We start from the raw sequence: 12850 nt of genomic DNA, 5'->3' as shown, positions 1-12850 counted from the left end.
AGAGGCGGGTGGGCAGGGGAAAGGTGCTGGGTACCCGAGGGGGCCGGGCGTTCCTTGATCCGCAACGACTATGGGAAGTTTCCTCGCTGGTAACAAGATGTGCCGGGGGAGAGCAGAGGTGTTGCGGGCCGGGATGACGAAGCCGAAGTCGGGGTCGCTACCGTTTCTTCGGTAATGCTCACTCCGAACCGGGAATGTCCCTCCGGGTTCACCATCGTCCGGCGATCGGCCCACTGCCCACCGGGCTGGCCGTTGGCCGGCAGTAACGGCTCAATCTTCCGCCGCTGCGCGTCGGTCAGCTCATGTCGTCGCTCCATGCTCGACGCCTGCCCGGCTCCAAACCTTGTCCACCCCGCCCGACAAGAGACATCAGAAACGACCTAGTGACCTGAGTCGGAGATTCGTCGTTGGTTGGGTATGAGTCGTCCGGGTCCGAAGATTGCGCCGTTGTCGGTCACTGATGCCCAGCGGGCTGTGCTGGAAGGCTGGGTGCGTCGGCGTACGACGGCTCAGGCGCTGGCTCAGCGGTCGCGGATCGTGCTGGAGTGTGCCGAGGGGCGCTCGATCCTGGAAGTGTCGCGCCGGCTGCGGATCGCCCCGGACACGGTCCGCACCTGGCGGCGCCGTTTTCTGGAGCGCGGGCTGGACGGCTTGTGCGACGAGCCGCGGCCGGGTGTCCCGCGCAAAATCACCGACGCGGATGTCGAGCGGGTGATCGTCAAGACGCTGGAGGAGAGGCCGAAGAACGCCACCCACTGGTCGACGAGGTCGATGGCGGCGGCCACGGGCATGTCGCAGTCGGCCGTTTCGCGGATCTGGCGGGCGTTCGCCCTGGCCCCGCACCGCACGCAGACGTTCAAGCTGTCCACCGATCCGTTGTTCATCGACAAGGTCCGCGATGTAGTGGGGCTCTACCTCGATCCGCCGGAGAAGGCCCTGGTGCTGTGTGTGGACGAGAAGTCGCAGATCCAGGCGCTGGACCGGTCCCAGCCGGTCCTGCCGATGATGCCCGGGGTGCCCGAGCGGCGCAGTCACGACTATGTCCGGGCCGGCACCACGACGTTGTTCGCCGCCCTGGAGGTGGCGAGCGGGAAGGTCTTCGGCTCGCTGCACCGCCGGCACCGGGCCGTGGAGTTCAAGAAGTTCCTGGCCAGGCTGGACAAGGAGGTCCCGGCCGGCCTCGGCGTGCATCTGATCCTCGACAACTACGCGACGCACAAGACGCCCGCGGTCAAGACGTGGCTGCTGGCGCACCCGCGCTTCCACCTGCACTTCACCCCCACCAGCGCGTCCTGGCTCAACCTGGTCGAGCGCTGGTTCGCCGAACTGACACAGAAGAAGCTCAAGCGCGGCGTCCACCGCTCCGTCCAGGCCCTCGAACGCGACATCCGGGCCTGGCTGGCCGACTGGAACGAGCACCCACGCCCCTTCCTCTGGACCAAATCCGCCGACGAGATCCTCGACAAAGTCGCCGCCTACTGCCACCGGATCTCTGACTCAGGTCACTAGCCGCGAGTCAGGACGACCGCGAACCCGCCCGAATGTGCATACGAACAGTTGGAAAGCGTGTTGGCGTCAAAGCTCGGCGTCATCTGGCGATTGTGTGGCGATGCCGCAGCAGCGCCACCGCCTTCTGTGGTGCGGGATGATGAGCCGTATGGCAGTGGCAGATGAAGGCATTCAGTGAGGAAAGCGCTCAAAGCAGCCGATATGGGTTTTGTTGATGACGCTGACGTTGCACGAAGGCTGCTGTGCCTACTGCGCCGTCAGCCCATCGACAACGCTCGGCCACGAAGACCCCATCGCCGAGACGCCGCGCGGACATGCCGAAGGCCCCCAGGGGCGTCCGCCCGCCGCAGCCTGTGCGACCGGCGGAGCGCTGTCTGCGGGAAGAGTTCAGCACTCCGGCCCCGGGGCCGAGGGGGCGTGTCCTCGCCCGGGGCCGATCAGTTGGGTGCTGGCCAATTCGGCGTACAGGGAGTCACGTGCCAGTAGTTCGGAGTGGGTTCCCAGCGCCCGTACCCGACCGGCTTCCATGACCAGGATGCGGTCGGCGGTGGTCACGGTGGACAGGCGGTGCGCTACGACCAGGACGGTGGTGCGGTGCGCGATGTCTGTGACGGTGTCGCGCAGGGCTGCCTCGTTGGACGCGTCGAGTTGGGAGGTGGCCTCGTCCAGCAGGAGCAGCCGGGGCCGGCGGAGCAGGGCCCGGGCGATCGCCACCCGTTGCCGTTCACCGCCGGAGAGCCGGCTGCCGCGGTGGCCGACTTGGGTGTCCAGACCGTGCGGCAGGCGGTCCGTGACGGTGTCGAGCCGGGCCAGGCGCAGCACCCGGGCGACCTGGTCGTCGGTGACGTCGGCTGCGCCCAGCGTCAGGTTGTCGCGCAGGGTTCCGGCGAGTACGGGTGTGTCCTGTTCGACGTAGCCGATGGCGGCGCGGAGTTCACCGAGGGGCCACTGGCGCACGTCCCTGCCGTCCAGCAGTACGCGGCCGGTGTCCGGCTCGTAGAAACGCTCGATGAGGGCGAGAACGGTGGTCTTGCCTGCGCCGGACGGCCCGACGAGCGCAGTCATGCCTCCGGCGGGAAGGGCGAAGGAGACGTGCTGGTGGGCCGGCGGGAGACCCGGCCGGTACGTGAAGCGTACGTGCTCGAAGGCCACGGTGGCGGGGCATGCGCGCTGTCCATGCGGGGCCGGGGGCCGCCGCGGAGCCGCGGCCGCCTCGTCGCCGCGTCGTTCCGTACCCTCCGGTTGCGCGGACCCTGCTTCCGCAGCCCCCGCTTCCTCGGCCTCCAGCGTCTCGGCTTCGCGAATGCGTACCGCGGCGGCCGCCCCGATCTGCAACTGGCTTACCCCTTCGACCAGTTGGCCGATCCGGGGCGTGAGGGCGAAGAGGTAGAGAAGGAAGGCGACAAGCGTGGAGACGCCGATGGCGCCGGAGGCGACGCGTGCGCCGCCCACTCCGAGGACGACCAGGAAACAGACCTGGAGGACGATGGCCGACAGGGTGGCGGAGACCGCCTCCCACGCGGCGGCGCGCACGCCCGTGCGGCGGGCGTACTCGGCCGCATGGTGCAGTGCGGCGGTCTCCCGATGCTCGGCGCCCGCCGCCTTTACGGTGCGCAGGGCACCCAGGGTCCGTTCGAGCCCGGCACCCAGGCGGCCGACGGCTTCCTGGGTGTGCCGGGTGGCCCGGCCGATGTGCGGGGACACCACCAGGACGACGAGGCCGACGAACGCGATCACGATGAGGGTGACGGCGAGCAGGACGGCGTCCAGCACCCCCATCATCACCACGGTCGCCGCGGTGATCAGAGTGCCGGTGACCGCGGCCGACACGGCCTGGGGGGCGGCGCGCCGCAGCAACGCGGTGTCCGAGGTGACACGGGCGATCAGGTCTCCCGGCTCGGTGTTTTCGAGTACCGGCACGCGCAGGCGCGGAAGAAGGTGGGTCAGTCGGCGGCGGGCGGTGCAGACGATGGACTCGGCGGAGCAGTCGAGCACGTAGTGGCCGAGGCCCGCGAGAAGTCCGCCGACCGTCACCAGCGTGCTGAGGAGCACCACGGGGCCGGCTGCCGGCCGCCCTTGGCCGATGGTGTCCATCACCTGTTTGGCCACCATCGGCTGGGCCAGACCCAGGAGGCTGCCGAGCAGGCCGAGCCCGACACCGGCGAGCATGCGGCCGCGTTGCGGTCGGAGGTGGCCGACGAGAGCCCGGAGGCCGGACCACGCGGGGCCGGGGCCGGAGAGGCCGTCCGGTCGTTCCGGTGGGTGCGCCGGTCCGGCGGTGCGGTGCGTCTCGACGGGGGGTGCTGAGGTCACGGCCTCACTCCACGGCGAAGAAGCGCTGGAAGTAGGAAGCCGGTACGTTCTCACCGACGAGTTCGCCCTCGGCCTCCACCCAGGCGTGCGCGGCGAACGGAGGGCGCGCGCGGACTCCCACGCACCAGACGGGCCACTGCCCGTGCACACGGCACAGCAGCACCGTGGCCAGGGATCGGGGCAGACATCCTTTGCCGCCTCCCGCGGCCAGGCTCACGGCGAGCACCGTCTGCCGGGCATGTGCCGCCTCGGCGAGCGTGGCGGGCCGCGCCCCGCGCCGCAGCAGGCCCAGGACGGCGCGGATGCGGCCGGGTGGCAGGGTGGCCAGTACGTGGGCGCAGCCCACCGCCACTCGGGCCGTGAAGCGGCGGGGCAAGGGGATGGAGCGAGGGCGGTAGGGGACCGCTTCCGGTGCCGACATTGCGTACCTCTTCCCTGGGCCGGGCGCGCCCGGTGCGGCGCTTACGGTGCGATGAGGCCCGCGGAGCGCAGGTCGTCGATGATGCGGGTGACGTCCTGGGTGGCCAGATCGGTGTCGACGTCCTCGTAACGCCCGGTCAGCGTCTGCACCGCCCGGTCGACGCTGTGGCCGTCCAGCAGCGTCTGGAGGACGACGGCCGCTGTGGGGTTGAGGGTCCAGTACTCGGCGCTCTTCTGGTCGAGCAGCGCCAAACCGTATTCGGTTTCGGTCAGCAGAACGCCGGGCTTCAGCGCGTACATCGCCTTCACCTTTCCTGTTCGGTCAGCGGCCGGGAGGTGCCGGTGCCATCTCGCGGGAGCGCAGCCACACTTCGCAGGCCACGGTCGGGTGCAGCAGGTAGCTCTCCGTCTCCGCGGACAGCGAGCGGCGGCACCATTCCCGCAGGACATCCACGTCGACCAGGCCGAGCCGCCCCAGCCGGGATGCCTCGCAGAGCGCCAGCAGCCGGGCGCGGTGGCGCCGCAGCCCGGTCTCTTCCTCGAACGTGGCGTTGGCCTTGGTGTCGCGGGTGCGGACGGAGTCGGGCACGATGCCGCGCGTGGCCTCGACGATCAGCGGTTTGTAGCGCCACGGGGTGATCCGGTCCGGTGTACGGACCGCGAGGCACGCTTCGATGACGCGGTCGTCGTAGTACGGGGCGGCCACGGTGATTCCGAGGGGCGCGGCCATCTGCCCGATGTGCCGGGTCCACTGGGAAATCCCGTCCATGGCGGCCAGTTCCCGGTGTTCGCCATGTCCGCTGCCCCGTGGCTCGGCGTCCGGCAGGCAGTCAGTCAGCAGCTCGCGCGCCGCCGCGACGGCCTCGGGCGTGGCCCAGGGCGGCATACGGGGAGGTACGGACCAGTCGAGCAGCGGCTCGTCCGAAGCGGCCGCAGGCTCGGTCAGGTCCCGGGCGACCCGGGCGAGCCAGAACCGGTAGGAGCGGCGGTCCGCGAGTTGGCGCAGCACCTTGCGCCGGGGCCACTGGTACTTGGCGGCGTACCCGCGCACGTCCCGCAGGGCGACGAGGGGGTGGGCGGTCATCAGGTCGTGCAGCCGGGCGGGAGTACCGGCCAGGAGTTCGTCGCCTCCCAGCCCGGTCAGGTGCAGGCCGGAGCCCCGGGCGGCGGCCAGGGCCACGAGGTGCATACGGCGGTTACGGTCGACCGTGAGCATGCTGGGCGTATCTAGGATGTCCCGGAGCGTGTCGATACCGTCGAAGGTCAGGGCCGTGTCCTGGGCGGGTACGACGTGATGCTCGACGGACCCCAGGGCCTGGACGGTCCGCCGCGCCCAGTGCACGTCGTCACCGAGTTCGTCGTGGAGGGCCGCGGTGTACGCGACGACCTGCGCGTCCCCGCGTGCCGCGGCGCAGCACACGGCGGTCGAATCCAACCCGCCCAGGTCCGCCGTCACCAGGTCGCGTCCCCGCACGCGCACCTCGACGGCGGCGGTCAGCACCTCGCGCAGGCGTGTGGCGCCCTCCGCCAGGGAGACTTCGGGGGCGGGCGGTGTCCACCACCGGGCCGACCGGGCCCGTCCGTCGATGCCGAGAGTCAGGTGGTGACCACCGGGCTGGACGTGGACTCCCCGCCACTGCGGTGATCCGGACAAGGGGTGGGGCACGCCCAGGGTGAGCAGCTCCAGGGCGAGCCGTCGTTCGTCCAGCGCCGCACCGACCAACTCGGCCAGCACGTCGGCCCGGTCGGAGGCGATGCTCACCCGGCCGGACGCGGGGGAGGGGGCCGCGGCGTGGAACACCCGCCGCAGGTCGACGACGCCGCCCTGCACCCGGACCCGGCCGCCCGAGCTGGCCATGAGATGGAAGCTGCCGGCCCATGTGGTGCTGTGCCGGTCCAGCGCCGTCAACGAGGCCGCGGTGGCCACCGCGGCGGCGGCGCGCCGGGCTTCCCGGAGGGTGACGGAATGTTCCCCGATCACGGCGACGCGGGTCTCGCCGTGCCCCCCGACGACGGCCGCCTCCGCCGCCCACCGGCCCACCAGCCAGGGTCTGCCGGACGCATGACGCAGGCTGTGCGACGCGTAGGCAAGTGCCTTCGCGGCGACCGCCGTGGCCGCGTCGGTGTCGGGCAGGACGACGAACCAGTTGGGCAGGGCCGACAGGGACAGGGTCTCTTCCACGGCTACGGCCTTCGGTCGGTGGGGCTCCGGACGTAGGAAGGGGCGGGGCGCGCCGGCGGACGGGCTCGGCCGACCGCAGACCGGGCCGGCACGGGGCCGGCCCGGACCGGGCAGGGTGCGGGCGCGCTCAGCGGCCCGCACCGGTCGCGTCAGAGGAGCTGCTTGCCGCCGAGAACATCCTTGGGACCGGTGTTCTTGACGCCCGTCACCTTCCGGAAGCTGCCGGCCTTGGTCAGTGTGGGACGCTCGTACGTCATGGTCGCACTCCTTTTCCCTTGGGGAATGACGGGAATCACGGGGGCCTGGCCGACGAAAATGCGGAAACATTTGCGCCTTCGCTCCCGCGAGCGGTTGTGGCCGCGACGCAACCGTAGGAGCGACTAGAGCATCATCACAATGATTCGCCCACGGCGGTGTGTAGTGCGCTGGGGGCGGGTGTTCCGGTTGTCATGTCGCGATGTGATCCCATGCGCTCCCCGAGGGGGGCGCGGAACGGTTTGAAGGCGCGAATTCCTGGTACCACGTTGCTCAGAATTTCTGCGGAGAGTCAGGATTCGACTTTTGCGGGTTTGTAGGTCATCCGATGGCATCGGTGCCGGTTGTGGCGGAAGTGTGCTGGACGGCGCGGATTTCCTGGTCGGTGGGCCGGGCCGGTCTGGGTGTTAGGGGAGACCTGGCCGCGGTTGTGACGCGGCGGAGGCGGTCGGTGACGTGGCCGGGGTGGTGGGCGTGAAGGGTGTACCGGACGCCGGTGCGACCTCGGTCTTACGACGAAGCGCGTCCCGCGGCCCACCGGGCGCGAGGTCTTCGCAGGGGCGGTTCGCCGCCTCAGCCGGCCTGTTCGTCGAAGGCCGGGCAGGCCGCTGCCGGGGCGGGCATCGCTACGGTGGAACGCTGGCGAAGGTCATGCGGTGCCCGCGGGCGGTGTCCGTGTATTCGCGGACGCGGTGGATCAGCCCGTTGCGGAACGCGAAGACGAAACAGTAGTCGTTGACGTAATGGTTGCCGTTGGCGAGCGTCGCCGTCACGGTCGCCTCCGCGATCCCTCGCTGACCGTCGGCGTGGGAGGTGTGGAAGGTGACGTCGAGGTCACCGACGAACAGGCGGGGGAAGTCCTCGGCCCAGAAGCGCACGATCGCCTTCCTGCCCACCATGTGGTGGGTCACGTCGAGCGTGTGGTCGATCAACTTGAGCGCGACGACCGTGGCGTTGCCCGGGGGCGACAGCCACTGGGCGTCCTCGGTGAAGACCGCGGAGATCCGGCCGGGGTCGCTGCTGGCGAGCGCCTGGAAAGCGTCTTCGATCAGGCTGCGGTTCATCAACCCACGGTCGCCGCTACCGGGTACCGAAGTCTTGGACGAATGTTCCGGTCGCTTCCCCCTAGCATGGGCTCATGCGATCCACCGCACACCAGCCTGCGGCCGCGGCCGGGTGGGACGTCGCGCGGCCGCCGGGGCCCGGCCGGACAGCCGGTGTCCGCATCGCCGGGTTCCGCGATCGCAGCGCGGGCCCGGTCGAGGGGCCGTTGTTCCCGCACCCCGCCGTCACGCTGGTGGTCGCGTTCGGCGAGGGCTCGCTCGTCGTGGCCGATGCCGGTGGCCGGCACCAGGGGGGAAGTTTCGTTGCCGGGCTGGTGACCGGCGCAGCGGGGATGCGGGGCGAGAAGGTCATGTGCTTGGAGGTGCGCCTGTCCCCGGTGGTCGCACGCGCCGTCCTGGGCGTCTGCCCAGCGGAGCTGGAGGGTGCCGTGGTCGCCCTCGATGACGTGTGGGGGCGGGACGCGGCACGGCTCCGGGAGCAGCTCGGCGGTGCCACGTCGTGGCAGGAACGTTTCGCGCTGGCGGAGGCGTCGCTCGCCCGCCGGAGCAAGACGGGACCGTCGGTGGACCCGGAGGTGGCCCGGGCCTGGGACCGGATCGCCGTCAGCCACGGCCGGATCCGGGTCGAGGAGTTGGCGGCCGAGGTCGGGTGGAGCCGCAAGCGCCTGTGGTCCCGGTTCGGGTCGCAGATCGGCCTTCCTCCCAAGCGCGCCGCGCGGCTGGTCCGCTTCGACCATGCCGTCCATCGCCTGGCCGTGGGGGAGAGCCCGGCCCGGGTCGCGGCGGAGGGAGGTTACGTCGACCAGTCCCATCTGCACCGGGACGTCATGGCGTTCACCGGGGTGACGCCGTCAACCGTGGCCGGGAAGCCGTGGCTGGCTGCGGACGACCTCGCGTGGGCACAGCACGGCGTCAGCGACGTGGACTGATACCTCGCCCCGTGGAGGGATTCGAAGGCCGCTGCCATCGAGCCTGCCCCGTCACGCCCTCGCCCGAGTACGCGAAATCCGCGAAAGTCGAGTGACCCCGCGGCCCCGTGGCGGGCGATGTCCTGGTCCCGGGCGGCTGCGGGGCCGTCCTCCACCAGCAGCGCTCCGGCGTCCGCGAGGGCGGATACGGCCTCTGCGATGGTCTCGGGCGCGAGGTGGGCGAGTGGCTTGGCCGCTTCGTCGCGGCTTCGTCCGGTGTGGTCCAGCCCTTGAAAACCGACAGAATCTCGGCAGCCACCGGGTGCAGCGAGGTGGGCGTGCCATGAGGGTATCGCCGACGGACGCTGCCGCGGCGTGGAGTACCGCGTCGGCGCCGAGACGGTGACCGCGGGCTGCTCGGGCGAGGTCGTGCTGACCGCCGCTGCCATCGGTTCCGCGCAGCTTCTGCGCCTGTGCGGAGCCGGCCGGGGCCCGACCTGGTGTGCGGCTCCTCCGGGAGATCGGTACGGCCCCGGCCCTCGCCCCCTGGCGCGGCTTTGAGGCGTTCCCCGGGCCGGGCAAGGCGAACGACGAGGCGGTACGCGCGTATCTGTGCCGGACACTGGCCTCCTACTGCCACCCGGTGGGAACCTGCCGGACGGGCGAGGCCCCGCTCCCGGTCGTCGGTCCCGGCCTTCGCGTCCACGGGATCCTGCTGCGCACTCACCGCCAGCGGCAGAGTTCAGGGAGGAAGCCGACATGAGGGTGCTCTCCACCGGTCTCACCGAGAGGTCCGCCGTCCCGTACCGTTCATCTGCGCCGGGATGGCTTTCGCGGGCGGTACGTTCACCTACGGGCGTCAGGTCGCCGCGGCCCTGTGTCTGGGGGGCCGTCCACGGCATCGAGCCCGTGACCGCGACCGTCCGGGAGACGATGGAGCAGGCGGAACGCGCACCGCCCCGGTACGAGGACGTGGGCAGGGCATGAGCTGACCGTCAGGCTGGTTCCAGCGAAATCCGCCTCATTTCCGAGGAGGCCGTCATGAACTCTCAGCGCCCGAAAGTCGCTGTCATCACCGGTGCCTCTCAGGGCATCGGCGCCCGTCTGGTGAACGCCTACCGCAGGCTCGGTTACGCCGTCGTGGCTACGTCACGCACGATCCCGGCGGCGGAAGAGCCGGATGTCCACACCGTTCGAGGTGACATCGCGGACCCCGCTACCGCCGAACGCGTCCTCGACGCGGGAGTGCGGCGGTTCGGCCGTATCGACACTCTGGTCAACAACGCGGGGCTCTTCCTCGCCAAGCCCTTCACCGACTACACCCGGGCGGAGTTCGACTCGGTGGTCGGTGTGAACGTGGCCGGTTTCTTCCACGTCACCCGACTGGCTGTCCCGCACATGCTTGCGGTGGGCGGCGGCCACATCGTCACCATCACCTCCAGTCTGGTCGACAACGCCGACGCGCGTGTGCCATCGGTACTGACCTCGCTGACCAAAGGCGGCCTGCAATCCGCCACCAAGTCCCTGGCCATCGAGTACGCCACGCGGGGCATCCGCGTCAACGCCGTCTCGCCGGGCGTCGTCAGGACGCCCATGCACTCCGAGGAGGATCATGCGGCCCTCGGCGGTCTGCTCCCGGTCGGCCGGATGGGCGAGCCGGCCGACATCGTCGACGCGGTGATCTACCTGGAGAACGCGCCGTTCGTCACGGGCGAGATTCTCCATGTCGATGGCGGCCAGAGCGCCGGTCATCGTGCTTGATGCGAGGGCCGGCAGCGGCGAGTCGACGGTTCACGTCCGGGTGGACAGCCGCGCGAGGGCCGCGTCGTAGCGTGCTTGGTGTCCGGCGTCGGCCGATACGCGCAGCAGTGCGCCGAGCGCCCGTACCGCGCCGTCGTCGTAGCCGGAGGACTCCGCTTCCCGGGCCGCCAGGTCGAGTTGCCTGATGCCCTCGGTTTCGTCCCCGAGCCCCAGCAGCGCCTCTCCTTTGACCATGAGCAGCAGGGTCCGGGGGATGTCGGTCGTGCCCGGCCGGTCGTGGAGGGCCAGGGCCTGGGTCGCGGTGTCGAGGGCCTGGCGCCAGTTGCCGGCGTCGGCCTGATGGCGGGCGAGGTGCTGCAGGGCCAGTTTCTCGATCGTGCGGTCGCCGGCCTGGCGCGCCAGCTCCACCGCCCGCTCACAGCCTTGCGCGGCATCGTCCAGGCTGCCGAGCGCCGCTTGGGCCATGCCCACAACCACCAGGGCGTTCGCCTCGGCCACCGCGTCACCGGCCCGGGACGCGAGTGCGCGGGCGGCCTCCAGGTGGGTGAGCGCCTCCGGGACGCGCCCTTCCTCGATCAGGATCCAGCCGAGCACGTTGAGCACCCGTGACTGGCCGTGCTGGTCGGCGTCGGCGCGGGCCGCTGCGAGTGCGGTCTCCAGGAGCGGGGCCCAGCCGTCGCGCACGCGCCACACGATCAGCGGCCAGAGCGTCAGGACGATCCGCCAGGTCCTGCCGTGCAGTGCGGCGGCGTGCGACGCGGCCACCGCCAGGGTGAGGTCGTCCCGCTCGGCCGCGTACCAGGCCACGGCGGCGGACCGGTCGCTGAACTCCCGCACCGAGGCGGGCGGCAGGAAGTCCTTGGGCAGCGGGAAGCACTCCTCGTTGCCGGGCTCGGCCGCGGCCACCGCCGCCAGGCCCGTGGCAATGTAGTGGTCGAGCACGCGCTTGAGCGCATCGGGTCCGGCGTCCAGGCTGCGTGCGTAGAGCCGTACGAGATCGTGCATCGTCCAGCGGCCGGGCGCCGTCTCCGTGACCAGGTGCGCGACGGCCAGCCGCTCCAGACAGGTCTCGGCGGCTGCCAGGCCCGTGTCGGCCAGGGCCGCCGCGGCGTACCGGTCGACGTGTGTGCCGGGGTGGCAGCCCAGGTGGGCGAAGAAGCGGGTGACGTCTTCGGGGAGCTGTTGCAGCGTCAGGCGCAGCGCCGCTCGCACGCCGGTGTCCTCCACGTCCAGCAGGCTCAGCCGGCGTGTCTCGTCGGACAGCTCGGCGGCCATCGCGCCCAGCGGCCAGGCGGGCCGTTGCGCCAGCCGGGCGGCCGCCACCCGCAGTGCCAGGGGCAGCCCACCGCACAGCTCGGCCAGCCGTCGTGCGGCCGCCGGTTCCGCGCCGACCCGTTCGGCGCCCAGGACCCCGGCCAGGAGCATCGTGGCGTCCTCTGGTCCGAGCACGTCCACGGCGACGGGCCGGGCGGTGTCGGTGACGATCAGTCCCGGCAGCCGGTGTCTGCTGGTGACGACGGTGACGCAGCGGCGCCCGCCGGGCAGCAGCGGCCTGACCTGCTCGGAGTCGCGCGCGTTGTCGAGCATCACGAGGAGTTGGCGGTCGGCGGCCAGCGACCGGAACAGTGCGGCCGCGCCGTTCACCGACTCCGGTATCCGGTCGTGCGACACACCGAGCGCCGGCAGGAACTCGCGCAGCACCTCCATGGCGGAGGGCTCGCCGGTGTCGCCGAAGCCGCGCAGGTCCGCGTGGAGCCGCCCGTCGGGGAATGCGGCACGGTTCTGGTGGGCCCAGTGGAGCACGAGCGCCGTCTTGCCCACCCCAGCGGGCCCGATGACCAGACAGACGGGCGCCTCACCCGCGGCGGCCCGGGACACAGCGGCCAGCTCCGCCGCCCGCCCGTGAAAGCCGCGCGGCGCCCGCGGCAGCAGATCGGGAGCGCCCGCAGGCGCAACGGCCTCGGATACAGCGGCAGGCGGCAGTACCTGCGCCGCACCGGGCCGGCGGGGCCGTCCCAGGCTCGCCAGACGCTCCAGTTCCCTCGCGTCCTGCGGGCTCAGGCGCAGGGCTGTGGCCAGGGCCTGCACGGTCCGGCGCTGCGGCCCGCGCGAGCGGCCGCGCTCCATGTAGGACAGAGCCCGCACACTGATCCCCGCTGCCTGCGCCAGCTCCTCCTGCGTGAGCCCGGCGCCCCTGCGCAGGCCGTGCAGGAGCGCGCCGAAGTCGCCGTCAGCCGGTGTTCCCGTACCCATCCTCAAAGCCCCCACGACGCCAGGGCCCACCGGATGCGCAACCCCACCCGCAAAAGTATGCCGCAACCTACTTTTGCGGGTGGAATTTCCTGTTGCGTCTGGTGAGCGTCGGGTTGGCTTGCGGCCGTACGAACGCGGGGCCCGCCCCACCCGGCCGCCTGGCTCCGCTTCGCCTTCTCCACAGC

11 protein-coding genes are annotated in these 12850 nt (G+C 71.4%); 4 read left to right on the top strand and 7 right to left on the bottom strand.

The window, feature by feature from the left end; translation table 11 throughout:
• The first annotated feature begins 417 nt into the window (after positions 1 to 417).
• The gene (locus tag EJG53_RS02660; RefSeq protein WP_125042755.1) at positions 418 to 1509 is read left to right on the top strand and encodes an IS630 family transposase; all 1092 of its coding nucleotides are present in this window, start codon (positions 418 to 420) and stop codon (positions 1507 to 1509) included.
• Positions 1510 to 1896: 387 nt separating this feature from the next.
• On the opposite strand, the gene EJG53_RS02655 is transcribed toward EJG53_RS02660, so the two are convergent.
• The 6 genes from EJG53_RS02655 to EJG53_RS02630 all read right to left on the bottom strand — a co-directional run bounded on the left by EJG53_RS02655 (position 1897) and on the right by EJG53_RS02630 (position 7743).
• A complete protein-coding gene (locus EJG53_RS02655) occupies positions 1897 to 3822 on the bottom strand; it encodes an ABC transporter ATP-binding protein (protein ID WP_174856359.1) in 1926 nt (641 codons plus the stop codon).
• A gap of 4 nt (positions 3823 to 3826) precedes the next feature.
• Positions 3827 to 4243, bottom strand: coding sequence for a lasso peptide biosynthesis B2 protein (locus EJG53_RS02650; RefSeq protein ID WP_125043400.1), 417 nt, complete (start codon positions 4241 to 4243; stop codon positions 3827 to 3829).
• A gap of 41 nt (positions 4244 to 4284) precedes the next feature.
• Positions 4285 to 4542 (bottom strand): lasso peptide biosynthesis PqqD family chaperone, encoded by a 258-nt coding sequence (locus EJG53_RS02645; protein ID WP_125043399.1) that lies wholly within the window; start codon positions 4540 to 4542, stop codon positions 4285 to 4287.
• Positions 4543 to 4564: 22 nt separating this feature from the next.
• On the bottom strand, positions 4565 to 6424 hold the full coding sequence (locus EJG53_RS02640; protein WP_125043398.1) for a lasso peptide isopeptide bond-forming cyclase: 1860 nt from the start codon (positions 6422 to 6424) through the stop codon (positions 4565 to 4567).
• A gap of 149 nt (positions 6425 to 6573) precedes the next feature.
• A complete protein-coding gene (locus EJG53_RS02635) occupies positions 6574 to 6681 on the bottom strand; it encodes a keywimysin-related RiPP (RefSeq protein ID WP_125043397.1) in 108 nt (35 codons plus the stop codon).
• 624 nt (positions 6682 to 7305) lie between these two features.
• On the bottom strand, positions 7306 to 7743 hold the full coding sequence (locus EJG53_RS02630; RefSeq protein ID WP_125043396.1) for a nuclear transport factor 2 family protein: 438 nt from the start codon (positions 7741 to 7743) through the stop codon (positions 7306 to 7308).
• 74 nt (positions 7744 to 7817) lie between these two features.
• On the opposite strand from EJG53_RS02630, the gene EJG53_RS02625 reads away from it, so the two are divergent.
• From EJG53_RS02625 to EJG53_RS02615, 3 genes are all read left to right on the top strand, one after another.
• Positions 7818 to 8672: a helix-turn-helix domain-containing protein gene (locus EJG53_RS02625; protein ID WP_125043395.1), complete on the top strand. Its 855-nt coding sequence runs from the start codon at positions 7818 to 7820 to the stop codon at positions 8670 to 8672.
• Between the two features lie 481 nt (positions 8673 to 9153).
• A complete protein-coding gene (locus EJG53_RS43780; protein WP_167515025.1) occupies positions 9154 to 9414 on the top strand; it encodes a GMC oxidoreductase in 261 nt (86 codons plus the stop codon).
• 278 nt (positions 9415 to 9692) lie between these two features.
• The gene (locus EJG53_RS02615; RefSeq protein WP_125043394.1) at positions 9693 to 10412 is read left to right on the top strand and encodes an SDR family NAD(P)-dependent oxidoreductase; all 720 of its coding nucleotides are present in this window, start codon (positions 9693 to 9695) and stop codon (positions 10410 to 10412) included.
• Positions 10413 to 10442: 30 nt separating this feature from the next.
• On the opposite strand, the gene EJG53_RS02610 is transcribed toward EJG53_RS02615, so the two are convergent.
• Positions 10443 to 12665 (bottom strand): XRE family transcriptional regulator, encoded by a 2223-nt coding sequence (locus tag EJG53_RS02610; protein WP_125043393.1) that lies wholly within the window; start codon positions 12663 to 12665, stop codon positions 10443 to 10445.
• Between the last annotated feature and the right edge of the window lie 185 nt (positions 12666 to 12850).

This window comes from Streptomyces chrestomyceticus JCM 4735 (assembly GCF_003865135.1).
In the GTDB taxonomy this organism is placed as follows: domain Bacteria; phylum Actinomycetota; class Actinomycetes; order Streptomycetales; family Streptomycetaceae; genus Streptomyces; species Streptomyces chrestomyceticus.
This window is presented reverse-complemented; position numbering and strand designations above follow the sequence as displayed.